This is a genomic window from Pseudomonas sp. RHF3.3-3 (assembly GCF_048069595.1).
Classification (GTDB): Bacteria; Pseudomonadota; Gammaproteobacteria; order Pseudomonadales; family Pseudomonadaceae; genus Aquipseudomonas; species Aquipseudomonas fuscovaginae_B.
Genome location: NZ_CP182250.1, coordinates 150,044 through 173,614 on the forward strand (window position 1 = coordinate 150,044; position 23,571 = coordinate 173,614).

Here is a 23,571-nt window from a genome sequence, read left to right on the forward strand (position 1 = left end):
CGACACCATGGGCCCTGGCTTCTTTTCCTCGTGGACATTCTGGGCGCTGCTGTCGGCGACCTTCGCCGCATTGACCGCGATCTTCGCGAAGATCGGCATCGATAACGTCAACTCGGACTTCGCCACCCTGCTGCGCACGGTGGTGGTGCTGATCAGCCTGGCCTTGATTTTGTACGCCACGGGCCAATATCAGTCCCTGAGGTCGATCTCCGGCAAGAGCTACCTGTTCCTGCTGCTGTCGGGCCTGGCCACCGGTGCTTCCTGGCTCTGCTACTTCCGTGCGCTGAAAGCCGGCCCGGCGTCGCTGGTGGCGCCGGTGGACAAGCTCAGCGTGGTGCTGGTGGCGATCATCGGCGTCCTGCTGCTAGGCGAAAGGCTCGACCTGCGGCAATGGGCCGGTATCGGCATGATTACCGGCGGCGTAGTCCTGCTGGCGCTGCGGCGCTGACGCTTCCGGGGCACACAGCCTTGTGGTGTTGAAACGCCTTGGGCACCGCTGCTCCTGCGGCACTGAAACGTCTTGGGCGCCGCCGCGCCCCTGTAGGAGCCGGGCTTGCCCGCGAAGGGGCCCTTGAGATCGCTAAAAGCTTCGCGGGCAAGCCCGGCTCCTACAGGAGGGGTGGCGAATTGGAAATTTCATACAAGATCTAAAGACAAGCCAACAACCCAATGAACATTGGACCTACTGGCTTTCATGAAATATTCAGCATTGAGGTGAGAGGATTCAGGCAAAAGCCGGAAACACTCTCTCGCTAGCCAGTAACAATTCACCTGTGCAGTATGACACGCGTGCACTCCACAAACGGGAATACCCTTTATGCAACGTTTTCTTAGCATCGCCCTGGCGCTCTGCATCGGCCTGACGATGAGCCTCGACGCCAACGCCAAGCGCTTTGGCGGCGGTAAAAGCGCGGGGTCGGCACCGACCCACCAAACCAGCCAGATGGCCCCTGCCACTGGCGCTGCCGGCGGTGCAGCCGCCACGGCTGGCGCAGCGGGTGCCGCAGGTGCGGCAGCCAAGGCAGGCGGCGCCTCGCGCTGGTTGGGCCCATTGGCCGGTATCGCCGCTGGCGGCCTGCTGGCGTCCATGTTCATGGGCGGCGGTTTCCAGGGCATGCAGTTCTTCGACATCCTGATCATGGCGGTCATCGCCTTCGTGATCTTCCGCTTCATTGCCTCCCGTCGCCGCAAGCAGCAGGAGCAAATGGCTCCAGCCGGCGCGCCGTACCAGCGTGAAGTGTTCGAGCAACCGGCTCCTGCCCAGAACCCGATCTTCGGTGGTTCCGCCGCGCCGCGCCGCGTGATCAACGCCCCGGCCTGGTTCAACGAGGAGCGCTTCCTGGAAGCCGCCCGCAGCCACTTCCAGGCGCTGCAGCAGCACTGGGACGCCAACGAAATGGACAAGATCGCCGAGTTCGTGACCCCGCAAATGCTGCAGTTCCTCAGGCAGGAACGCGCCAGCCTGGGCGACGGCTTCCAGTCCACCTACATCGACAACCTGCAGGTGCAACTGGACGGCGTGGATGACCGTGCCGACAAGACCATCGCCACCCTGACCTTCAGCGGCGTGTCGAAAACCTCGCGTTTCGACCAGGGCGAAGTGTTCAGCGAAAGCTGGAACATGGAGCGCCTGCCAGGCGACAACCAGCCTTGGCTGGTCGCCGGTATCCGCCAGAACGTTTGATCCAGGCGCGTTGTCTGATACATCAGAACCCCGGACTTGTCCGGGGTTTTGCATTTCACGATTGCACTTGTAACGAGCTACTGTATAAAACGCGTCATACCCAACCGCGCCATGCAGCAAGAGGATCGAGGCCGTGGAAGAAGTTATCGAACAATTGCGTGAAGCCAACGAACCCGTACCGGTGCCACTGGAGTTGCCCGACGAGGATCAGTTGGTCGAGATCGAAGAGGAGCTGTTCATCAACATCCCCTTCGTCTTCAAGGAATTCCTGCTGACCGTCAGCGACGTGGTCTACGGCAGCCTGGAGCCGGTGACCGTCACCGACCCGCAATCCCACACCTACCTGCCGGAAGTGGCGGCCAACGCCTGGGACAGCGGCGTGCCGCGGGACCTGATCCCGATCTGCCAGGACGGCGACGACTACTACTGCGTCGAGGAGGACGGCACTGTGGTGCTGTGGTCCGGCGAAGAGGAACTGATCACCGAAGAGTCCTGGGAGTCGGTCTGGCACTGGGCGCGGGACGTCTGGCTGGAAAGCTGACACCCCGCCAATCGGCGGGGCACCCTGAGGCCTCAGTGCCCCGCCGAGTCCCTGTTGTTCTCCAGCGTCTCCAGCAGGGCCACCTGCATCCGCGTATGTACGCGGACGAACCAGCGCCAGAGCAGCGCCGCCACCGCCGCGGCGACCACCGCGATCAGCATCAGCAGTTCGCTGGTGGGCAGAATGCTCGCCGACAGCGCCGACAACAGCAGGAAGATCACCAGCAGCGACAGCAGCGGAATCACCTCGGCGATCACCCGGCGCACGCGCTGGGTATGCCGCCCGGCCACGTCCGGCTTCACCCCCATCTCCGCCAGCAGCATCGACAGCGCCTTGAGCTTGCGGTAGGCGGCAATCAGGAAGGGCAGCGACAGCAGCAGCGCGCCACCCCAGATCAATGCCTTGTGCCAGCTCGGCTCACTGACCCAGCCTTGCAGATAGGTGGCGATCGGCTGGGCGAAAAAGCCGCCGGCAAAGAAGATCGCCACCACCAGCGCCAGGTTCACCCCCACCTGCAGCAGGATCTTGCGGATCAGCGAGGCCAGCAGCGCGCCTTCGCCCTGGGGCTGGATGCTGCGCAGCCATTCGCCATACAGGCCGAACACCCGGCCCATGCGGCGCGGCACCACGGCGGCGAGCTTCAGCGACAGCGGGTCGGCCGCGCGGATAAGGTACGGTGTGAGCAGGGTGGTGATCACCGAGACCGCCACGGCCACCGGGTAGAGGAAGTGACTGGTGACCTGCAGGGTCATCCCCAGGGCGGCGATGATGAAGGAGAACTCGCCGATCTGTGACAGCCCCATGCCCACCCGCAGCGAGGTGCGGCCATCGTTGCCGGCGATGAACGCGCCCAGTCCGCAGGAGACCATCTTGCCCAGCACCACCGCGACGGTGATCACCGCGATCGGCCAGGCGTATTCGAGCAGTACCGCCGGATCGAGCATCAGGCCGATGGCGACGAAGAAGATCGCGCTGAACAGGTCGCGAACCGGCTCGATCAGGCGCTCGATCTTCAGCAACTGGCGCGACTCGGCCATGATCGCACCGATCAGGAACGCCCCCAGCACCATGCTGTACTCGAGCTTCACCACCAGCAGGCAGAAGCCGAAACACAGGCCCAGCACGGTGATCAGCAGCATCTCGTTGCTTTCGAAACGGGCGACATAGGCCAGCAGACGTGGCACCAGCAGGATACCGATGACCAGGGCGACGATCATGAACAGCGACAGCTTGCCGACGGTGGAGAACACTTCGCCGGAACTCACCGTGCCACTGACGGCAATGCTCGACAGCAGGGCGATGATGCCGATGCCGAGAATGTCCTCGACGATCAGCACGCCGAAGATCAGTTGCGCAAAGCGCTGGTTCTTCATCTTCAGATCATTGAGCGCCTTGACGATGATGGTGGTCGAGGAAATCGCCAGGATCGCGCCGAGAAACAGCGAGTCCATGGTGTTCCAGTCGAACCAGCGGCCGATCTCGTAGCCGATCCAGATCATCAGCACGATTTCCAGGAACGCGGCGATGAACGCCGTCGCGCCGACCTTGAACAGCTTGCCCAGGCTGAACTCCAGCCCCAGGCAGAACATCAGGAAAATCACCCCGAGCTCGGCCAGGGTCTTGATGGTGTCCTCGTCATGGATCAGGCCGAACGGCGGGGTGTGCGGGCCGATGATGAAACCGGCGACGATATAGCCGAGCACCACCGGCTGCTTGAAGCGGTGGAACAGGATGGTCACCACGCCCGCCACCAGCATGATCACGGCCAGGTCCTGAATAAAGCTGATGGCATGCATGGCGTGACGCTCCTTGTGTCGGCGGATGTTGGCCAGACCGCCCACCGCGCCCATTGAGTCGTCGGCGGTCAACGTTCCGGGTGTAAGAATTTTCTATGGCATGGCTTTTCGAAGGTTAACACCGCGACTTCCGACAGAAAGCCGGTGCAATATGTAGAAACAGATCGCTTGGCGCGTGACGATGCAACCATGGCTGGCGTCCCGTAATCGAGGTGTCTGAAAAATGCCCAAAGCGCCCGCAGAGGTGCCTGAACCTGTCCCTACCTACCCGTGAGCGTGCTATGGAACCTGGAAACGCCCAGCTGTCGATGACCGTTTTGATGACCCCGGATATGGCCAACTTTTCTGGCAATGTCCACGGCGGCACCCTGCTCAAATACCTGGATGAAGTGGCCTATGCCTGCGCCGCCCGTTATGCCGGCCGCTACGTGGTGACCCTGTCGGTGGACCAGGTGATTTTCCGCGAGCCGGTGCATGTCGGCGAACTGGTGACCTTCCTGGCTTCGGTGAACTACACCGGCAACACCTCGATGGAGGTCGGCATCAAGGTGGTGACAGAGAACATCCGCGAGCGCTCGGTGCGCCACACCAACAGTTGCTTCTTCACCATGGTCGCGGTCGACGACCAGCGCAAGCCGGCACCGGTGCCGCCACTGCAGCCGGAGACCAGCGAGGGCAAGCGCCGCTACGCCCAGGCCCAACAGCGCCGGCAGATCCGCCAGGAGCTGGAAAAGCGTTACCAGGAGATCAAGGCCGACGCGCCTTAAGCTCTTGCAGGAGCGGGCTTGCCCGCGAAGGCGTCCGTTCAAGCGGCGCGAGACTTGAGGGCCTATTCGCGGGCAAGCCCGCTCCCACACGGGTACATGGAGTGGGCCCGGAGATCACAGGCTGATCGGCAACGCCTCGAAGCGCACCCGCGGATGGGCGATGCGATCCTGGGCCCGCACCAGTTCCAGCTCGTAGCTGGCGCAGGCCTGGGTTTCCAGCAGCACTTCGTGCACCGCCGACGCGGTGAACTCGAAGGCCGCCAGCAGGCTGTCACCCAGCAGCACCCGGGCCAGGAACAGCCCTGAAGTCAGGTCGCCGACGCCCACCGGCTGGCGCGGGAACGCCAGCAGCGGACGGCGCAGGTGCCAGCTGCCTTCGGCGGTCACCAGCAGCATCTCGAAGCTGTCCTCGGGCTTGCCCGGATAGGCCAGGTGCTTGACCAGCACCACCTGCGGCCCCCGCGTCAGCAGGCTGCGGGCCATTGCCAGGCAATCGAACAGCGACTGGGGCGAGCGGCCGCAGAAGCTGTCCAGCTCCAACTGGTTGGGGCAGAGGATATCGGCCTGCGCCACCGCCTCCTGCAGCAGGAAGTCGCTGACCTCCACCGGCACGCTGCAGCCCTTCTCCGGATGGCCCATCACCGGATCGCACAGGTACAGCGCCTTGGGGTTGGCCGCCTTGATCCGCGCCACGCCGCTGAGGATCGCCCGCCCCTGTGCCGCGCTGCCCAGGTAGCCGGACAGCACCGCGTCGCAGTTGCCCAGCTCGCCGATGGCGGCAATACCTTCCACCAGTTCCGGGATCCGCTGCGGCGCCAACACTTCGCCGGCCCACTGGCCGTACTGGGTGTGGTTGGAGAACTGTACGGTGTTCAACGGCCAGACATTCACCCCGACCCGCTGCATGGGGAAAACCGCCGCACCATTGCCGGCATGACCGAAAACCACGTGGGACTGAATGGCAAGCAGATGAGGAGTGCGTTTCATTCCGAATTCCAGCAAGACAAAAAGATTCGAGCCACGCAGTATGCGACTAAACAGAGCCTGTACGACAGACCGGCGAGCCAGTTAAGCTGCTCTCAACTTGATGGAGTGGCATTCATGCTGACCCTGGGAAATATGTTCGTGCTGATGTTGCTGGCCACCGGCGCTGCCTGGCTCTGGCACAACCATGGCCTGCGCGAACGGGCGCTGGAGCGGGTCAAGCAGCATTGCGCCAGGCTTGACCTGGAACTGCTCGACGGTGCCGTGGCCCTCAAGCGTATCGGTATCGTCCGTGATGCCAACGGCCGACGGCGCCTGGCGCGGATCTACCACTTCGAGTTCACCGTCACCGGCGAGCAGCGCCACGTCGGCACCATCACCCAGTTCGGCGCCCACAGCGCGCAGATCGATCTGCCGCCCTACCCGTTCGAAGCCAGGGCCGAACAGCCGACGGCCGAGATCATCGAACTGAGCCAATGGCGCCAGGATCATCCCAAGGACCACAGCCAGTCGCGTCACTGAGCGGCTGGGGCCTGTACGGCCGATGCGCATGCCTGCATTCCAGTTCAGGGGCCTGCCAGGAATGGCAGCGCAGCCCGGCGAAGCCCCGGGCCGAAGGCGAACAGGCTAGCCCAGCCGGCAGGCCTGCATGCCGGCTTTCAGCGGCTCGATGTCCTGGGGCTGACTGAAGATCAGCTCAAGCCGCGAGTCCTTGCGCCAAGCGCTGGGCTGCCAGGCCAGCGACGAGTTATCCACAGCATTGCCCGACACCCAGCCAGCCGGGCTGTGGATAACCAGCTTGGCCCGCCGCCAGTCCAGAGTGGCCAACCACTCACGAATGCGTTCCGGGTCCAGTTGCTGGCTCGGGTGCCAGCGCCAGCCGATGCTCCAGTTGCCCTCCCCGGCATGCTCCTGGCAGATCGGTTGGCTCGGGTCGGTCCAGATCGCCGGCAGCGTCACGCTCGCCGGTGCCGTGGGCAGCACACCCGGCGTGGCCGATTCATCCAGGCCTGGCGACTCCAGGGCCAGCAACTCGTCCAGCGCCAATACACCCTGCTCGGTCCAGCGCAGCGGACGCTCCGGCAAACGCGCCAGCACGTGCGCGCGCGCGGCCTCATCCAGCCCTTGCGACTTGTTCAACAGCAGCAGCCCGGCCCACGCCAAGGCCTCCTGCTGCGACGCCGGCAACGGTTGGCCCGCCGCCAGGGCCGGTGCGTCCAGCACCATCACGCACGGCTGCAAGGCCAGTACCCCGCGCCACGGCGCCGCGCCCAGTTGCCGCAGAATCTGCGCCGGATGACCGAGACCGGAAGGCTCGATGAACAGGCGGTCGGGGCGCGCCTTGCGCAGCAGCCGGCCGAGGCCGATCTGGAACGGTGCGCCGTTGACGCAGCACACGCAGCCGCCAGCCACCTCGCCCAGTGCGATACCATCGTCGGCCCGGGTCAGCAGCGCGGCATCCAGGCCGATCTGGCCGAACTCGTTGATCAGCACGGCCCAGCGCTCGCCTGGCGGTTTTTGCGCCAGCAACTGACGAATCAGGCTGGTCTTGCCGGCACCGAGGGGACCGGCGATGACATGCGTGGGAATGTTCTGCAACATAAGCGGGCCGATATGCCTGAAGGGGTGGGTGAATGATGCGGTCGATTGGCCTGACGCTGCTGGCGGCGCTGGGGTCGAGTCAGGTCCTGGCGCAAGCCTGTGTGGTCCACAGCCAGGGCGAACGGCTCGACGTGAAGGTCTGCCAGGAGAACGTGAATATCCCGGCCAAGCTGTTCAACGACGGTTTCTGCCAGCCGAGCCTGGCGGGCCAAAAGGTCGAGGTCGAATACGTCGAGCAGTGCCCGGGCGGCTCATTCGGTGTCTGCCGCAACGCCCAGGTTGCCAATATGCCCTACCGGCAGAATATTCACTATTACGGTGTGGCAACGGATGCCGCGTATCTCAAGCCGTTCTGCGAAGGCCAGAGTGCCGGGCAGTGGCAGGTGCCCTGAGCACACCTGAAGCTGTGCGGCGCCTGAACTCAAGCCAGCCAGTCCAGCGTGAGGATCAACCGGCGCTCCCCCGCCGCCACCTGCGGCGAACGATGCACCAACCCGAACCCTTCATTGCCATGCCAGCGTTCGCCCTTCAACAAGGCCACCGCGCCGCTGTCCATCTGCCGAATCGACCCGGCCTCCATCGGCTCCGCCACCGGACTGCCCAACTGCCGCCGATCCATCGCCCCTTCCGCCAGCCACTGGCTGCCCAAACCCGCGTAGGTGGTGATCAACCTCACCGGCACATGGTCGACGTGAAACCGCGGGCACATCGCCTTGTCCAGCACCCGCAGGCGCAGGCCGATCCGCCGCGCGCCGAGCAGGCAGGCATAGGCGCCGACCAGCCAGGACACGTCGCTGATGAAGCCCTCGTAACCCTCCAGGTCACTGAACCCCGAGGCCAGCCCGTGCAGGTTCGGCCTGGACTCGTCGTCCGGCATCTCCAGGCTCAGCGCCTGCGCCAGCGGCTCGCCCAACGACAGCAGCAAGTGCGCAAAATCGGCGATATGGCTGGGTAGGCGGCGCTGCCAGAGTGCCAGGTTGACCCCATCCTGAAGAATCTCGCCAAGCACGGTCGGGGCCTCGCCCTCGACCTGGCGGATCGACGGTTGCGCCTGCAAGCGCGGCGCCAGCATCAGGCAGCCGCCTCTTCGTCGTGCCACGGTCCGAACGGGTCGTGCAGCAGCCGCCAACCCTCGACCCCCAGGGCCATTTCGTCGTCGCTGAGCAGGCAGCCGTCCAGGTCGGCCGTCAGTTGCGCAAAATCGATACCCTGACCGATGAACACCAGTTCCTGGCGGCAATCGCCGGTGGCCGCCATCCAGTTCTGCATGATCGCCGCGAGGCTTTCCTCGTCCTGCGGCCAGTGCTGTTTCGGTACGAAGCGCCACCAGCGCCCGGCGAAACCATGGCGCATCAGGCCACCGGCCTGGGACCAGCTGCCGGCTTCCTGGTACTTGCTCGCCAGCCAGAAGAAACCCTTGGAACGCAGCAGCCTGCCGTTCACCCAGGGCCGGTTGATGAAGTCGAAGAAGCGCTCGGGGTGGAACGGCCGCCGCGCCCGGTAGGCGGTCGAGGCGATGCCGTATTCCTCGGTTTCCGGCACATGCTCGCCGCGCAGTTCCTGCAGCCAGCCCGGAGCCTGGGAGGCGCGCTCGAAGTCGAAGCGGCCGGTGTTGAGGATCTTCGCCAGGGGCACTTCGCCCATCACCATCGGGATGATCTCGGCCTGGGCATTCAGGCGCGCGAGGATCGCCATCAGTTCTTCGCGCTCCTGGCTGGAGATCAGATCGATCTTGCTGATCAGAATCACGTCGGCGAACTCGACCTGCTCGATCAGCAGGTCGGTGATCGAGCGCTCGTCGTCCTCGCCGAGGGTTTCGCCGCGGGAGGCCAGGCTTTCCGCCGCCTGGTAGTCGAGCAGGAAGTTCATGCCGTCGACCACCGTGACCATGGTGTCGAGGCGGGCGATGTCGGCCAGGCTCTGTCCGGTCTCGTCGCGGAAGGTGAAGGTTTCGGCCACCGGCAACGGTTCGGAGATACCGGTGGACTCGATCAGCAGGTAGTCGAAGCGCCCGTCGCGAGCGAGCCGGCCGACCTCCTCCAGCAGGTCCTCGCGCAAGGTGCAGCAGATGCAACCGTTGCTCATCTCCACCAGTTTTTCCTCGGCGCGATTGAGGCTGACGTCACGCTGAACCTCGCTGCCGTCGATATTGATTTCGCTCATGTCGTTGACGATCACCGCTACCCGCAGGTTTTCGCGGTTGCGCAGTACATGGTTGAGCAGGGTGCTCTTGCCGGCGCCGAGAAAGCCCGACAGCACGGTCACGGGAAGACGTTGGGTCATGGTTGGTTCCTCATCAGGTTGGCCGGCTCAGAGCGCCCGTTTGTGGCGCTCGCGCAGCTCTTCACGTTCCTTGGCTTCGATGCACAGGGTGGCAGTGGGCCGCAGCAGCAGGCGCTTGAGACCGATCGGTTCACCGGTCTCGCGGCACCAGCCGTATTCGCCACGGGCCAGGGCCTCGAGGGCCTGGTCGATCTTGTCGAGCAGCTTCTTCTCCCGCTCCAGCAGGCGCAGTTGCCATTGGCGCTGTTCCTCGGCACTGCCGATGTCCGCCGGATCGCTGCTAGGCTCGTGCTCGCGCAGCACGACGAACTCGCCGCTGATGCGCTCCTGCAGCTCACGCCGTTGCTGGAGCAGCAACTCACGGAAGAACGCCTGCTGTGCATCGTTCATGTAGTCCGCCTCGGGCTGGGCGAGCAGTTCGTCTTCGGTCATGGAGAGGTCGCCGTCGGGGAATTTGCTTAATGTTATATTATAACAATACATTTTAGCCAATCCCCACTTGCCGCTGGCGACGAAGGGGTTGATGCTGGAGCCAACCCTCTCTTGAGAATGCCGATGCGCGCCGCCCTGAAATACCCGTTGCTGAGCCTGCTGCTCTGCGCCACCGGCGCCGGGGCCCAGGTGCCCGGCCCACTGGCCAACTGCACCCGCAGCGCCACCCTGCTGGCGTGCAAGGACGCCGCCGGCAACGCCTATGGCGTCGCCACGGTGGGCAAGACGATCTACCTGCAGGGGTTCGAAGTGACCGGCAAGCGCTACTGGGCGCAGACCAGCAGCCGCTACGGACAACTGACCTTCTTCACCGGCATTGCCTCGGATGGCGAGGCCTGGGTCGGCTACAGCCGGCGGGTGGGGTGGACCACGGTGAACCGCTTCTCCAGTTCCGGCGGGCAGAGCAAGAAGTTCACCTGTGATCGGTTGGTGGGCTGCTAGGCCACTAGACCAGCACTTCGTTTGCCTGCTGCTGGCGCCAGGCGATGTAGCTGTCCTGCGGCGGGTTCTTCTCGAAGTAGGTTTTCAGGCCCTGGAACAGCCCGTCGGCAATCGCCTGCTGGTGCCGCGCGGTGACCAGCCGCTGGCTGTCGCGGACGTTGGAAATGAAGCCGGTCTCGACCAGGATCGACGGCACGTCCGGTGACTTGAGCACCGCGAAGCCGGCCTGCTCCACGCGCTTCTGGTGCAGGGTGGTGATGTTCTCCAGGCTGCCGAGCACGGTATGCCCCAGTTGCAGGCTGGCGGCGATGGTCGCGTTCATCGACATGTCGAGGATCACCCCGGCCAGCATCGGGTCCTTGTCCTTGAGGTTGAGCAGGCTCTGCGCACCGATCAGGTCGGCACCGTTCTCGCGCTGGGCCATGAAGCGCGCGGTGGTCGAGGTCGCGCCGCCTTCGGACAGGCAGTACACCGACGCCCCCGACGCGGTGATCCGCGGCGCCGCATCGGCGTGCACCGAGATGAACATGTCGGCGTTGTGCTTGCGGGAGAACTCCACGCGCTTGCGCAACGGCACGAAGAAATCGTCGTTGCGTACCAGGCGAACATCGAAGCCCTTTTCACGCTTGAGCCGCTTGGCCAGAAGCTGGGCGATGGACAGCACCACGTCCTTCTCGCGCTGCCCCTTGGAGCCCACCGCGCCCGGGTCCTTGCCGCCGTGCCCGGGGTCGACCACCACCATGATGTCGCGCCTGGGGTGAGCCTTGCCCGGCGTCGGTTCATGCCTGGCCTGGGGCGCGACGGCTGCCGCGGCCAGAGTCTGGGGCGGTGCGGCGGCGCTGGCGTTGCTGGCCAGGTCGAGCACCAGCCGGTGGCCCTGCCCCTCCCCGGGCGGCAGCAGGAAGCTGTTCAACTGCACCGGGTTGGCCAGGTCGAGGACGATCCGCGTGTCGCCCTGGCCGAAATGTCCCGAGCGGATCGAGCGGATCACCGTGTTCTTCAGGGCCAGTTGGCTGAAGTCGCCCGTCAGCTTTGCCCCGCTCAGGTCGATGATCAGCCGCTCGGGCGCGGTCAGGGAAAACGTCTTGTACTGCACCGGGCCACTGAGATCGAGCACCAGTCGCAGCTTGTCGCCGGAGCGCCAGAGCCGGGCGTTGCGGATCTGCGCCGCCGACACGCCAAGCGGGATGAAGGCCGCACTGGCCAGCAGGAAGTTGAGCAATTGACGTCTATGCATGAACCGATAACCACAAATTGAGGGAGCGTCCCTGCTCGATATGGCTGTGTAGAGCCCTGGCGAAAAAAGGCATCGTCGAATCAATTGTTATAATATAACATGACATTTTATTTCCAACGATGGACCTGCTCATGAATGCGTTGACGCTGCCGGATATCGCCGCGCAGTCATCCCGGCAAGCCCTGCCCCTTGAGTGGGTGGGCATGTGCGGCATTGCTCTGCCCATCACCCTCGACGGCCAACGCCTCAGCGCCAGCGCCGACGCCGGCGTCAGCCTCGATGACGGCGAAGCGCGGGGTATTCACATGTCCCGGCTGTACCTGGCCCTGGAGCGCCTGCAACAGGAAGAACTGACACCGGCACGGGTCCACGCGGTGCTGCAGCAATTCCTCGACAGCCATGACGGGCTGTCCAGTAACGCCTACCTGCGCATCCACACCGATCTGCTGCTCAAGCGCCCGGCGCTGGTCAGCCCGCTGGCCGGCTGGAAAGCCTATCCCGTCAGTGTGTTAGCCGAGCTGAAAAGCGGAGTGTTCCACGTGGAACTGAAAATTGACGTGGCCTACTCCTCCACCTGCCCCTGCTCGGCCGCCCTCGCCCGACAACTGATCCAGCAACAGTTCAACCAGGACTTCGCCAACCAGCCGCTGGAACACGGCAAGGTCCTCAACTGGCTCGGCAGTACCCAAGGCATCGTCGCCACACCCCATAGCCAGCGCAGCATTGCACACCTGCAAATCCGACTTGATGAAAAAACGTATCGGTTTCCCTTCGAAGCCCTGATCAATGATGCCGAGGCCTCACTGGGCACCGCCGTGCAGACTGCGGTGAAGCGCGCCGACGAGCAGGCCTTCGCCCTCGCCAACGGGCAGAACCTGATGTTCTGCGAAGACGCGGCACGCCGCCTGAACCTGGCGCTCAAGCGTGCAGACGCGGTGCAGGGTTTCCACCTGCGGGTGGTTCACGCTGAAAGCCTGCACGCCCACGACGCCGTGGCCGAGAGCGGGTGGAACTGGAGGTCGGCATGATCCGCTGCCAAGGCCTGCGCTGGGGCCCACCCGGCCAGCCACTGACCCCCGCGGTGGATTTCGAACTGGCCGCCGGTAGCCTCACCGCGGTCATCGGTGCCAACGGTACCGGCAAGAGCAGCCTGCTGAAAGTCTTCGCCGGTTTGCAGAAGCCCCTGGCCGGCAAGGTGCAGTTGGATGTTCCACGCCGCGGAGGCCTGTCGTTCCTGCCGCAACAGCAGCACCTCGACCGGCAGTTCCCGATCAACCTGCAGGAACTGGTGGTCGCCGGCCTGTGGGGCATCAAGCTGAGCCCGCAGCAACGCAACGAACGCCTGCAGGCGGTGATCGCCGACTGGGACCTCGAAGGCCTGGAACAGCGGCCGCTGATGGCCATGTCCGGCGGCCAGTTGCAACGCGCTCTGCTGGCCCGCCTGAGCCTGGCCGAAGCGCCGCTGCTGTTGCTCGACGAACCCCACGCCGCCCTCGACGAGGAAGGCCAGGCACTGCTGTGGAAACACATCCACGCCTGGCACGCGGCGGGGCGTACGCTGGTAGTGGTCTGCCATGACCTCGCCGCCGTGCGCCAGCACATCCCCGACGCCTTGCGCATCAAGCACAGCGGCTGCGTACTGGCCCCGAGTCGCGAGCTGATCGTGCAACAACCGATCACACAGGTGGCCTGATGCTGATGTTCGCCCAGCACCTGTGGCAGCCGTTCCACGATTTCGTGTTCATGCGCCGGGCCCTGCTCGGCGGCCTGGTCCTGGCCTGCAGCACCGCGCCGCTGGGGGTGTTCCTGATCCTGCGACGCATGAGCCTGATCGGTGACGCGGTGGCCCACGGCATCCTGCCCGGCGCCGCCGTCGGCTTCTGGATCGCCGGCCTGAGCCTGCCGGCACTGACCCTCGGCGGCCTCGGTGCGGGCATGGGCATGGCCGGCCTGTCGGCCTGGATCACCCGGCGCACCGGCCTGCGCGAAGACGCCAGCCTGGCGGCGATCTATCCGATCTCGCTGGCCAGTGGCGTGCTGCTGCTCGGCATCGCCGGCAAGCGCCTGGACCTCTTGCACCTGCTGTTCGGCTCGGCACTGGCGGTGGACGGGCCGACCCTCACCGGCATGCTCTGGGTCTGCGGCATCAGCCTGGTGCTGCTGGCGGCGATCTACCGGCCGCTGATGCTCGACACCCTCGACCCGCTGTTCCTGCAGACCGTCAGCCGCCTCGGCCCGCTGGCCCACGGTGTGTTCCTGACCCTGGTGGTGCTCAACCTGGTGATCGGTTTCCAGGCCATCGGCGCCCTGATGGTGGTCGGCCTGATGATGCTGCCGGCGATCGCCTCGCGCTTCTGGAGCCGTCGCCTGCCAGTGCTGATGCTGATCGCCGCGCTGCTCGGCTGCGTCTCGGTCGCCGCCGGCCTGCTGCTGTCGTTCTACTGCTCGCAACCCAGCGGCCCGGCCATCGTGCTGGTCGCCGGCTGCCTGTACCTGTTCTCCGTGGTCTTCGGTCCGGTGCACGGTCTGCTGCGCCGCCCACCCCTGCCATCCCAATGAGGTGTCACCCGATGCGTGCGTTACTCGTTCTGTTCAGCTCCGTGCTGGCCCTGTCGTTGCAGTTGTCCAGCGCCCAGGCGGCGGAGAAGCTGCCGGTGGTCGCCAGCTTCAGTATCCTGCGGGACATCACCCAGCAGATCGGCGGCGACCATATCCAGGTTTCCGCGATGGTCGGCCCGGACGCCGACGCCCACACCTACGAGCCGACCCCGGATGATGCCCAGGCGCTGCTCAAGGCCAAACTGATCGTCAAGAACGGCCTGGAGTTCGAACCCTGGCTTGACCGCCTGGTGACCAGCACCGAGACCAAGGCCCCGGTGGTCACCGCCAGCAAGGGCGTGCTCTCGCACACCATGGAAGAGGACGGCCAGACCGTTCCCGACCCGCACGCCTGGCACAACCTGGCGAACGTCGAGCTGTACGTGAACAACATCACCAAGGCGCTGATCCAGGTCGACCCCGCGCACAAGGACGACTACACCCGCAACAGCCAGGCGTACCTGAAGCAGATCTATCGCCTGCTGGCCGAGGCCAAGGTCAAGCTCGGCAACCTGCCGGCCGGCAACCGCCGCATCGTCACCTCCCATGACGCCTTCGGCTACCTCGGCCAGGCCTATGGCATCCAGTTCATGGCGCCCCAGGGCCTGTCCACCGAGCGTGAGCCGTCGGCCGCCGAAGTTGCCGAGCTGATCCGGCAGATCCGCAAGGACAAGGTCACCGCGGTATTCATGGAGAACATCAAGGACACCCGCCTGCTCCAGCAGATCGCCGACGAAAGCGGCGCGAAGATCGGCGGCACCCTGTACTCCGACGCCCTCGCTGCCGAAGGCCCGGCCAGCACCTTCATTGGCCTGTTCGAATACAACATGAACACCCTGCACGCGGCACTGAGCAAGTGACCGCCCGGCCGCCCCTGTCGATGCTCGCTCTGGAGCGCGCCGCCGCGGGCAGCCGCTGGCCCCTCACGGCCGTGCTCGACGCCCTGCCGTGGAACGCCGACGGCCTGATCGCCGCCATCGCCCAGCAACACGACACGGGCGAAGTGCTGATGCTGGCCTGGATGAACCGCCAGGCCCTGGCCGAAACCCTCGAACGCGGCCAGGTCTGCTACTGGTCGCGCTCGCGCCAGCAGTTGTGGCGCAAGGGCGAAAGCTCCGGGCACCGCCAGCGCCTGGTCGAGGCCCGCCTCGACTGCGACGGCGATGCGGTCCTGCTGCGGGTCGAGCAACAGGGCCCGGCCTGCCATACCGGCCGTCCCAACTGTTTCTACAACGCCATCCGCGACGGCGCGGTGGAGATCATCAGCGCCCCTCAGGAGACCTCCCCATGATCCGCAAGAACCCTTCCGGCGACCTGCCGGTGATCGCCGAATCCGCCTACGTGGACAAGACCGCGATCATCTGCGGCAAGGTGGTGATCGGTGACAACGTCTTCGTCGGCCCCTACGCGGTGATCCGCGCCGATGAAGTCAACGAACACGGCGAGATGGACCCGATCATCATCGGCGCCAACTCCAACATCCAGGATGGCGTGGTGATCCACTCCAAGTCCGGCGCGGCGGTGACCATCGGCGAGTTCAGTTCCATCGCCCACCGCTCGATCGTCCACGGCCCCTGCACGGTCGGCAACCGGGTATTCATCGGGTTCAACAGCGTGCTGTTCAACTGCGCGGTCGGCGACGGCAGCGTGGTCCGACACAACTCGGTGGTCGACGGCCGCGACCTGCCACCCGGCTTCTACGTGCCCTCCACCACCCGCATCGGCCCCCATACCGACCTGTCGCAGTTCCCACCGGTCAGCGTCAGCGCCTCGGAGTTCTCCGAGGACGTGGCGCGCACCAACGTCGACCTGGTCCGGGGCTACAAGGCCCTGCAGAACGAGTTCTGAGCATGAGCAGCCTGCTGATCCGCAATGCCCGCGTGGTCAACGAGGGCCGTCAGTTCGACGCCGATGTCCGGGTGATCAACGGCCGCATCGACTCCATCGCCGCCGAGATCGGCAACGCCAGCGCCGACGTGGAAATCGACGCGAATGGTGACTGGCTGCTGCCGGGGATGATCGACGACCAGGTGCACTTCCGCGACCCGGGAGCACCGGCCAAGGGCACCATTTACAGCGAATCGCGGGCGGCGGTGGCCGGCGGCATCACCAGCTACATGGACATGCCCAACACCCGCCCGGCGACCCTGACCCTCGACGCCCTCGCCGACAAGCAGCGCCGGGCGGCGAACGCCTCGGTGGCCAACTACGGCTTCCACTTCGGCGTCAGCCACGACAACCTCGACACCGTGGCGGCCCTCGACCCGCGCCAGGTCGCCGGGGTCAAGGTGTTCATGGGCGCGTCCACCGGCAACCTGCTGGTGGATGACCCGCACATCCTCGAACGGCTGTTCGCCGAGGTACCGACCCTTCTGCTGGCCCATTGCGAACACACGCCGACCGTCGACACGCGCCTGAAGAACCTCAAGGAACTGCTGGGCGGCATGATCCCGCCGGCCGCCCATCCGCTGATCCGCAATGCCGACGCCTGCTACCGCTCCTCGTCGCTGGCGGTGGAACTGGCCAGGAAGCACGGCACCCGCCTGCACGTGCTGCACCTGACCACCGAGCGCGAACTGGAGCTGTTCGAGAACAAGCCGCTGGGCGAAAAACGCATCACCGCCGAAGTCTGCCTGCATCACCTGCTGTTCGACGATCGCGACTACCCGCGCCTGGGTAACCGGATCAAGTGCAACCCGGCGATCAAGCAGCAGTCGGACCGCGATGCCTTGCGCAAGGCGCTGTTGAGCAACCGCCTGGACGTGATCGGCAGCGATCACGCGCCGCACACCTGGGAAGAAAAGCAGCGGCCCTACGAGGAAGCGCCCTCCGGCCTGCCGCTGGTGCAGCACGCTCTGCCAGCGCTGATGGAACTGGTGGCGGACAAGGTGCTGCCACTGACCACCCTGGTGGACAAGACCAGCCACCGGGTCGCCGACCTGTTCGCCATCGCCGAGCGCGGCTACCTGCGCGAGGGCTACTGGGCCGACCTGGTCCTGCTCAATCGCCAGCCGCAGCCGCGGCCGGTCGCCGGTGAACCGATCCTCTACGAATGTGGCTGGACCCCCTTCATCGAGCACAGCTTCCGCCACCACGTGCACACCACCGTGGTTTCCGGGCAGGTCGCCTGGCATGCCGGCCGACTTCATGACGGCTGTCAGGGCCTGCCCCTGCAGTTTCTCCGCTAATACCCTTCCAGATCGACCGAGGCCCCCAGCAATGATCCGCATCACCCTCCCCGATGGCTCGCAACGCGAGTACGACCAGCCGCTGTCGGTCTTCGAAGTGGCCGCCAGCATCGGCGTCGGCCTGGCCCGGGCAGCGGTGGCCGGGCGGATCGACGGCGTGCTGGTCGACTGCGACACCCTCATCGAGCAGGACGCGGCAGTGAGCATCGTCACCCCGCGCGACGACGAAGGCCTGCAGATCCTCCGTCATTCCTGCGCGCACCTGCTGGCCATGGCGGTCAAGCAGCTCTACCCCTCGGCCCAGGTCACCATCGGCCCGGTGATCGAGAACGGCTTCTTCTACGACTTCGCCTACGAACGCCCCTTCACGCCCCAGGACCTGGAACTGATCGAGGAGCGGATGCAGGCCCTGGCCGCGACCAATCATTCGGTACGTCGTCGTACCCTGCCGCGTGACGAAGCCATCGAATATTTCGAGAACCTGGGCGAGCACTACAAGGCCGAGCTGATCCGTGCCATCCCCGAAGACGAAACCTTGTCGCTGTACCGCCAGGGCGATTTCGAGGACCTGTGCCGCGGCCCGCACGTGCCGTCGACCGGCATCCTGCAGGCGTTCAAACTGACCAAGGTGGCCGGGGCCTACTGGCGCGGCGACGCCAACAACGCTCCGCTGCAGCGGATCTACGGCACCTGCTGGGCCAACGCCCGGGACCTCAAGGCCTACCTCACCCGCCTGGAAGAAGCCGGCAAGCGCGATCATCGCAAGCTCGGCGCGCAACTGGACCTGTTTCACTTCGACGAGTGCGCACCGGGTTCGGTGTTCTGGCATGCCAAGGGCTGGACGCTGTTCCAGCAACTGATCGGCTACATGCGCCAGCGCCAGGAGCAGGCCGGCTACGTCGAGGTGAACACCCCGGACGTGATGGACCGCGGCCTGTGGGAAACCTCCGGGCACTGGCAGAACTACCGCGATCACATGTTCACCACCAGTACCGAGGACGAGCGGGTGTTCGCCCTCAAGCCGATGAACTGCCCGGGTGCGGTGTCGATCTTCGGCCATGGCCTCAAGAGCTATCGCGACCTGCCATTGCGCATCGCCGAGTTCGGCAAGGTCCATCGCTACGAGCCGTCCGGCGCCCTGCACGGGCTGTTGCGGGTGCGCCACTTCACCCAGGACGATGCGCACATTTTCTGCACCCCGGAGCAGATGCAGGATGAGTGCGAAACGGCGATCGCCCTGGTGTTCGATATCTACCGCGAGTTCGGCTTCAGCGACGTGCTGGTGAAACTCTCCACCCGCCCGCTCAACCGCATCGGCAGCGACGAGACCTGGGACCGGTTGGAAGGCGCGCTGCTCGGCGCCCTGGGCCGGATGGGCATCGACTACCGGATCAACCCCGGCGAAGGCGCCTTCTACGGGCCGAAGCTGGAGTTCGTGCTACGCGATGCCATCGGCCGCGACTGGCAGTGCGGGACCCTGCAGGTCGACCTCAACCTGCCGGAGCGTTTCGATATCGGCTACATCGACGAGAACGGCGAGCGCCAGCGGCCGGTGATGCTGCACCGGGCGCTGTTCGGTTCGCTGGAGCGCTTCATCGGCATCCTTGTCGAGCACTACAGCGGTGCCCTGCCACTGTGGCTTTCGCCCTGCCAGGCGGTGGTGCTGAACATCAGCGAGGGCCAGGCCGACTATGCCCGGGAGGCCGTCCAGCGGCTCAAGGCCCATGGCTGGCGAGCGGTGGCGGACCTGCGCAACGAGAAGATCGGCTACAAGATTCGCGAACACAGCCTGCAGAAGGTGCCCTACCTGCTGGTGGTCGGCGAGAAGGAAAAGGCCGCGGGGCTGGTCAGCGTGCGCAGCCGGGCGGGAGAGGACCTGGGGACGATGACGGTCGAGGCGTTGCTGCAACGCCTCGACACCTGAGGACCCCCCCTCTACCTGTAGGAGCGAGGCTTGCCCGCGAATGCGTCCTCAAGGTCGCCAAAAGCTTCGCGGGCAAGCCCCGCTCCTGCAACCCACCGCAGGCCGCTCTTTCATCAGGACCGCGGCTTCACCGCCCCGCAATCCTGCCCCAGCCAGACCGCCTTGGTGTCCATGCTGCCATTCTGCTGGATGCCGGTGGCATTGAACGTGCCGCTGACCTTGGTGGTGAACTCGCGATCACTGACAAAATGCGCCGTGCCCGCACCCTGGGCCTTCGGACAGCTGAAGCGGAACTTCCAGTCCGGCCCCTTGCGTTCGGTGACCTGCTGCTGGCAGCCGGACTGCGGATCGGTCAGCGGAATCGCCTCGGAAGCCACCTGCTGCGGCGTCAGGCACACCCGCACGCCCTGCCCGCCCAGGTTGATACCCTGTTTTTCCAGGGCGGCACGCTGCTCCGGCGTGGTGTTCTGCTTGAGCACGCCCAGCAGCATGTTCACATCCAGCGACTGGTTCTCGACCTGCACATTGCTGGAGGTCAGTTCCCACAGACCGGGCTGCAGCACTTGCGCCTGGGCCACGGGAATCACGAAGGCACAGGCGAGGGCCAGCCCCGGCAGACGAAGGTTCATCGTATAGCTCCTGAAGAAAGGTCCTGCTTAGACGCCAGAATCATGCTTGGGTTGCGTGATGAATTAAATAGCGACAATCGCGCCGGAACATGGTCTGTTAGACGGTACGGATTCAGGATCAGGACCTCATGGATTTTTTTGGCCCCCATGTCTTCGGCTATCTGATAGCGCTGATTCACACGCTGGGCAGTATCGCGGCCATTCACGCCGTGCTGACCGTACGCACCGCCCAGGGCTCGATCGCCTGGGCGCTGTCGCTGGTATTCATTCCCTACCTCACGCTGATTCCCTACCTGGTCTTCGGCCGCAGCACCTTCGATGCCTACATCAAGGCCCGGCGCCAGGCCAACGTGGAAATGCGCAAGGCCATCGCCGACCTGAACTGGCGGCCCTGGGTCGAGGAGGCCCTGGCCGCCCGCAACTCCCAAGCCTACGCGGCATTGCGGGCGATGCCCAAGCTCGGCCGCATGCCGTGCCTGGCCAACAACCAGGTGCGCTTGCTGGTCAACGGCGAGGCCACCTTCGAGGCGATCTTCCAGGCCATCGAGCAGGCCCGGCATGCCGTGCTGGTGCAGTTCTTCATCATCCACGACGATCGGCTCGGCCGACGCCTGCACAGCCTGCTGCAAAAAAAGGCTGCCGAGGGCGTCGAGGTCTACCTGCTCTATGACGGCATCGGCAGCCACGCCCTGCCCCACGGCTATGCCGACAGCCTGCGCGACGGCGGCGTGCGGGTGAAAGCCTTCGCCACCCGCAGCGGCTGGCTCAACCGCTTCCAGGTGAACTTTCGCAACCACCGCAAGGTGGTGGTGGTCGACGGCGTGGTCGGCTTCGTCGGCGGGCACAACGTCGGCGATGAATACCTGGGGGCCAGGCCGCCGCTGTCGCCCTGGCGCGACACCCATGTGCAGGTCAGCGGCCCGGTGGTGGCCTGCCTGCAGGAGTCGTTCGCCGAAGACTGGTTCTGGGCCGCGCGCCAGCTGCCGCCGCTGATCCTGCCGGACACCTACCCCGACGACGGCGTCCTCTGCCAGTTGCTCGCCAGCGGTCCGGCCGACCCGTTCGAGACCTGCTCGCTGTTTTTCGTCGAGGCGATCCACGCCGCCCGCGAGCGGGTATGGATCACCAGCCCGTACTTCATCCCCGATGAAGCGGTGTTCGCCGCACTGCGCCTGGCGGCCCTGCGCGGCGTCGACGTGCGCCTGCTGCTGCCCTCGCGGCCCGACCACCGGATCGTCTACGCCGCCTCCAGCCTCTATGCCTTCGAAGCCGTGCGCGCCGGGGTCCGGGTATTCCGCTATGGCCCGGGGTTCCTGCACCAGAAGGTGGTACTGGTGGACAACGAGATCAGCGCCATCGGCAGCGCCAACCTGGACAACCGCTCGTTCCGGCTGAATTTCGAACTGATGCTGCTGACCGTCGACCCGGCCTTCGCCGGCGAGGTGGAAAACATGCTGCTGAAGGACTTCGACCTGGCCCGCGAAGTCACCCACGAGGACAGCCGGGAAACCCACCGCCTGCAGCAACTGGGCATGCGCATCGCCCGGCTGATTTCGCCGATTCTGTAACAGGAAGGACTATTTTCAGATAACCGTAGGACCGTTCCGAAAGGCCGGCCCGGCCCTGCGATCGACAGCGAGGGTCTTTTAAGCTGGGGGTTTCGCCGAGCAATCCCCCGGAGGCCCCACGATGAAGTTCACATCTGGCAGTTCCAGCACCCCACCGTCGATCACCGTCGAATTCGGCAAGCCCAGCCATGTCCATCACCTGCACTATCAGGTGCTCTACAAGGACAAACCCTTCGAGGAGGCCGCCCTGTACTACTACGACAACGGCCTCTACAAGATCGTCTCGCCGGGCGAAGAACACTACGGCGTCTATGTGGTGAGGGGCAGCTTCGACGACCTGCGCTACGCCATCAGCTATATCTCGCTACCCTCCAGCGACTGGTACGGCAACGTCGCCCAGCATGACCTGAGTTTCGACCGGGAAACCGGCACCTTCGAGCAACAGGCCCTGCTGCCCTCGGACCAGGATATTCCCCGCCAACATGGCCGCTACCGGTTGGAGAGCAACCCGGTAGCCGACCCGCGCCCGCTCAAGTGGTAAGACGGGCAGTCAGCGATAGAGGTCGCCACGGGTCCAGGGCAGGTCGTGGCCGCCGTCGGCCAACGGTTTCACCGCGAGGATCTGGTGCAGGTTGATCCAGCCCTTCTCGAAGGCGTAGGCGCAGCCGGCCAGGTACAGCCGCCAGATCCGCAGGGCCTTGTCCGGCACCAGCTTGCCAGCCGCCTCCAGGTTGCCCTCCAGGCGCTGGCTCCAGATGCTCAGGGTTTTGGCGTAGTGCAGGCGCAGGCTCTCCACGTCGACCACTTCCAGCCCGGCCTCGCTGACGAACGCCGAGATCATCGACAGGTGCGGCAGCTCGCCATTGGGAAATACGTAGCGGTCGATGAAATCGCCAGCACCGCGCCCGACCGGGCGGCCGTCTACATGGCGGGCAGTGATGCCATGGTTCATCACCAGGCCGCCCTCGCGCACCGCGCCGAACAGGATATTGCTGTACTGCTGCAGGTTGGCATGGCCGACATGCTCGAACATGCCGACACTGACCACCTTGTCGAACCGACCGTCCTGCGGCAGGTCGCGATAGTCGAGCAACTGCAGGTCGACCTTGTCCTGCAGGCCCTCGGCGATCACCCGCTCCCGGGCCAGCGCCAACTGTTCCTTGCTCAGGGTGATGCCGAACACCTTGACCCCGAACTCCCGGGCGGCGAAGCGCGCCAGGCCGCCCCAGCCACAGCCGACATCCAGCAGGTACTCGCCCGGTTGCAGGCGCAGCTTGCGGCACAGGTGACGGAACTTGGCCTGCTGGGCCTCCTCCAGGCTGGCATCGTCGCGCTCGAAATAGGCGCAGGAATAGACCATGTCGCGATCCAGCCAGAGCTGATAGAACGCATTGGAGAGGTCGTAGTGGTAGGAAATCGAAGCCGCGTCGGTTTCCTTGTCGTGGGAGTGGCGCTGTGCCGGACCGTCCCCTTCGTCCTCCAGCAGCGCCTGGCTCAGCTCGTCGCAGACCCGTACCACTTCGCTGACCGGACCTTCGAGTTCCAGCTTGCCCTCGACGAACGCACTGCCGAGCAGGTCCAGCGTCGGATGGCTGAATTGCGCGACCAGTTGCGGGTCCTTCACGGTGATGGTGATGCTGGGATGCGGCCCGAGATCGAATTGATGGCCGTCCCAGAGTTTCAGACGCAGCGGTAGCTGAAGATTCTGTAAGGCCGGTGGAAGTTGCGCGAGCATGAGTGGTCCCCCCCTTGTTTCAGAAGTCTGATTAAAGGGTAGCGCATTACCGGGAACTGTCAGGCTATCGGGATGATAGACCCGATTCATGATGTTCGCCTG

26 protein-coding genes are annotated in these 23,571 nt (G+C 65.1%); 17 read left to right on the top strand and 9 right to left on the bottom strand.

Annotation, left to right across the window (positions count from 1 at the left end; all coding sequences use genetic code 11):
* Positions 1-7: 7 nt before the first annotated feature.
* From ACMGT0_RS00660 to ACMGT0_RS00670, 3 genes are all read left to right on the top strand, one after another.
* Positions 8-448, top strand: coding sequence for an EamA family transporter (locus tag ACMGT0_RS00660; protein ID WP_054056674.1), 441 nt, complete (start codon positions 8-10; stop codon positions 446-448).
* 369 nt (positions 449-817) lie between these two features.
* Positions 818-1,684, top strand: a complete 867-nt coding sequence (locus ACMGT0_RS00665) for a Tim44 domain-containing protein (RefSeq protein WP_054063454.1) — start codon at positions 818-820, stop codon at positions 1,682-1,684.
* Positions 1,685-1,817: 133 nt separating this feature from the next.
* Positions 1,818-2,225: an SMI1/KNR4 family protein gene (locus tag ACMGT0_RS00670; protein WP_017903741.1), complete on the top strand. Its 408-nt coding sequence runs from the start codon at positions 1,818-1,820 to the stop codon at positions 2,223-2,225.
* 32 nt (positions 2,226-2,257) lie between these two features.
* On the opposite strand, the gene ACMGT0_RS00675 is transcribed toward ACMGT0_RS00670, so the two are convergent.
* The gene (locus ACMGT0_RS00675; protein WP_054060275.1) at positions 2,258-4,021 is read right to left on the bottom strand and encodes a cation:proton antiporter; all 1,764 of its coding nucleotides are present in this window, start codon (positions 4,019-4,021) and stop codon (positions 2,258-2,260) included.
* A gap of 281 nt (positions 4,022-4,302) precedes the next feature.
* Between ACMGT0_RS00675 and ACMGT0_RS00680 the strand changes: the two genes are divergently transcribed.
* Positions 4,303-4,788, top strand: a complete 486-nt coding sequence (locus ACMGT0_RS00680) for an acyl-CoA thioesterase (protein WP_054060272.1) — start codon at positions 4,303-4,305, stop codon at positions 4,786-4,788.
* A gap of 114 nt (positions 4,789-4,902) precedes the next feature.
* Here ACMGT0_RS00680 and pdxY read toward each other — a convergent pair whose 3' ends face one another.
* Positions 4,903-5,775 (bottom strand): pyridoxal kinase PdxY, encoded by an 873-nt coding sequence (gene pdxY / locus ACMGT0_RS00685; RefSeq protein WP_054060273.1) that lies wholly within the window; start codon positions 5,773-5,775, stop codon positions 4,903-4,905.
* Positions 5,776-5,889: 114 nt separating this feature from the next.
* Between pdxY and ACMGT0_RS00690 the strand changes: the two genes are divergently transcribed.
* Positions 5,890-6,294 carry a DUF3301 domain-containing protein gene (locus ACMGT0_RS00690; RefSeq protein ID WP_054063453.1) on the top strand — a complete coding sequence of 135 codons (405 nt, stop codon included), beginning with the start codon at positions 5,890-5,892 and terminating at the stop codon, positions 6,292-6,294.
* Between the two features lie 105 nt (positions 6,295-6,399).
* On the opposite strand, the gene ACMGT0_RS00695 is transcribed toward ACMGT0_RS00690, so the two are convergent.
* On the bottom strand, positions 6,400-7,374 hold the full coding sequence (locus tag ACMGT0_RS00695) for a CobW family GTP-binding protein (protein WP_416771091.1): 975 nt from the start codon (positions 7,372-7,374) through the stop codon (positions 6,400-6,402).
* A 35-nt stretch (positions 7,375-7,409) separates the two neighbouring features.
* On the opposite strand from ACMGT0_RS00695, the gene ACMGT0_RS00700 reads away from it, so the two are divergent.
* On the top strand, positions 7,410-7,766 hold the full coding sequence (locus tag ACMGT0_RS00700; RefSeq protein ID WP_054056844.1) for a hypothetical protein: 357 nt from the start codon (positions 7,410-7,412) through the stop codon (positions 7,764-7,766).
* 29 nt (positions 7,767-7,795) lie between these two features.
* Here the strand turns inward: ACMGT0_RS00700 and ACMGT0_RS00705 are convergent, their stop codons facing one another.
* The 3 genes from ACMGT0_RS00705 to dksA are packed head-to-tail and all read right to left on the bottom strand — an operon-like array spanning position 7,796 to position 10,089.
* The gene (locus tag ACMGT0_RS00705; protein WP_054056842.1) at positions 7,796-8,446 is read right to left on the bottom strand and encodes a DUF1826 domain-containing protein; all 651 of its coding nucleotides are present in this window, start codon (positions 8,444-8,446) and stop codon (positions 7,796-7,798) included.
* Positions 8,446-9,657, bottom strand: a complete 1,212-nt coding sequence (gene zigA / locus ACMGT0_RS00710) for a zinc metallochaperone GTPase ZigA (protein ID WP_054063451.1) — start codon at positions 9,655-9,657, stop codon at positions 8,446-8,448. The genes ACMGT0_RS00705 and zigA overlap by 1 nt, the downstream gene beginning before the upstream one ends.
* A gap of 27 nt (positions 9,658-9,684) precedes the next feature.
* Positions 9,685-10,089: an RNA polymerase-binding protein DksA gene (gene dksA, locus ACMGT0_RS00715; protein ID WP_054056840.1), complete on the bottom strand. Its 405-nt coding sequence runs from the start codon at positions 10,087-10,089 to the stop codon at positions 9,685-9,687.
* A gap of 123 nt (positions 10,090-10,212) precedes the next feature.
* Here dksA and ACMGT0_RS00720 point away from each other — a divergent pair, with 123 nt between their 5' ends.
* A complete protein-coding gene (locus tag ACMGT0_RS00720; protein ID WP_416771093.1) occupies positions 10,213-10,590 on the top strand; it encodes a glutamine synthetase in 378 nt (125 codons plus the stop codon).
* A gap of 4 nt (positions 10,591-10,594) precedes the next feature.
* On the opposite strand, the gene ACMGT0_RS00725 is transcribed toward ACMGT0_RS00720, so the two are convergent.
* Positions 10,595-11,827: an N-acetylmuramoyl-L-alanine amidase gene (locus ACMGT0_RS00725; protein ID WP_054056838.1), complete on the bottom strand. Its 1,233-nt coding sequence runs from the start codon at positions 11,825-11,827 to the stop codon at positions 10,595-10,597.
* Positions 11,828-11,958: 131 nt separating this feature from the next.
* Between ACMGT0_RS00725 and folE2 the strand changes: the two genes are divergently transcribed.
* The 8 genes from folE2 to thrS are packed head-to-tail and all read left to right on the top strand — an operon-like array spanning position 11,959 to position 19,537.
* Positions 11,959-12,855, top strand: a complete 897-nt coding sequence (folE2, locus tag ACMGT0_RS00730) for a GTP cyclohydrolase FolE2 (protein WP_054056843.1) — start codon at positions 11,959-11,961, stop codon at positions 12,853-12,855.
* Positions 12,852-13,520 carry a metal ABC transporter ATP-binding protein gene (locus ACMGT0_RS00735; RefSeq protein WP_416771096.1) on the top strand — a complete coding sequence of 223 codons (669 nt, stop codon included), beginning with the start codon at positions 12,852-12,854 and terminating at the stop codon, positions 13,518-13,520. The genes folE2 and ACMGT0_RS00735 overlap by 4 nt, the downstream gene beginning before the upstream one ends.
* A 2-nt stretch (positions 13,521-13,522) precedes the next feature.
* Positions 13,523-14,386, top strand: coding sequence for a metal ABC transporter permease (locus tag ACMGT0_RS00740; protein WP_054063502.1), 864 nt, complete (start codon positions 13,523-13,525; stop codon positions 14,384-14,386).
* 11 nt (positions 14,387-14,397) lie between these two features.
* A complete protein-coding gene (locus ACMGT0_RS00745) occupies positions 14,398-15,285 on the top strand; it encodes a metal ABC transporter substrate-binding protein (RefSeq protein ID WP_416771098.1) in 888 nt (295 codons plus the stop codon).
* Entirely contained in the window at positions 15,282-15,716 is a 435-nt protein-coding gene (gene hisI, locus ACMGT0_RS00750) for a phosphoribosyl-AMP cyclohydrolase (RefSeq protein ID WP_152973052.1), read from the top strand. Before ACMGT0_RS00745 ends, hisI begins: the two co-directional genes overlap by 4 nt.
* On the top strand, positions 15,713-16,273 hold the full coding sequence (locus ACMGT0_RS00755; RefSeq protein ID WP_054057218.1) for a carbonate dehydratase: 561 nt from the start codon (positions 15,713-15,715) through the stop codon (positions 16,271-16,273). Before hisI ends, ACMGT0_RS00755 begins: the two co-directional genes overlap by 4 nt.
* A 2-nt stretch (positions 16,274-16,275) precedes the next feature.
* Positions 16,276-17,613 carry a dihydroorotase gene (locus tag ACMGT0_RS00760; RefSeq protein WP_416771101.1) on the top strand — a complete coding sequence of 446 codons (1,338 nt, stop codon included), beginning with the start codon at positions 16,276-16,278 and terminating at the stop codon, positions 17,611-17,613.
* Between the two features lie 31 nt (positions 17,614-17,644).
* The gene (thrS, locus tag ACMGT0_RS00765; RefSeq protein WP_416771103.1) at positions 17,645-19,537 is read left to right on the top strand and encodes a threonine--tRNA ligase; all 1,893 of its coding nucleotides are present in this window, start codon (positions 17,645-17,647) and stop codon (positions 19,535-19,537) included.
* A gap of 113 nt (positions 19,538-19,650) precedes the next feature.
* Here thrS and ACMGT0_RS00770 read toward each other — a convergent pair whose 3' ends face one another.
* Positions 19,651-20,166, bottom strand: coding sequence for a DUF3617 domain-containing protein (locus ACMGT0_RS00770; protein WP_054063446.1), 516 nt, complete (start codon positions 20,164-20,166; stop codon positions 19,651-19,653).
* Between the two features lie 128 nt (positions 20,167-20,294).
* On the opposite strand from ACMGT0_RS00770, the gene cls reads away from it, so the two are divergent.
* A complete protein-coding gene (gene cls / locus ACMGT0_RS00775; RefSeq protein WP_054057214.1) occupies positions 20,295-21,734 on the top strand; it encodes a cardiolipin synthase in 1,440 nt (479 codons plus the stop codon).
* A gap of 121 nt (positions 21,735-21,855) precedes the next feature.
* Positions 21,856-22,275 carry a hypothetical protein gene (locus tag ACMGT0_RS00780; protein ID WP_054057213.1) on the top strand — a complete coding sequence of 140 codons (420 nt, stop codon included), beginning with the start codon at positions 21,856-21,858 and terminating at the stop codon, positions 22,273-22,275.
* A gap of 9 nt (positions 22,276-22,284) precedes the next feature.
* Here the strand turns inward: ACMGT0_RS00780 and cfaB are convergent, their stop codons facing one another.
* Entirely contained in the window at positions 22,285-23,469 is a 1,185-nt protein-coding gene (gene cfaB, locus ACMGT0_RS00785) for a C17 cyclopropane fatty acid synthase CfaB (RefSeq protein ID WP_416771106.1), read from the bottom strand.
* Positions 23,470-23,571: the final 102 nt, after the last annotated feature.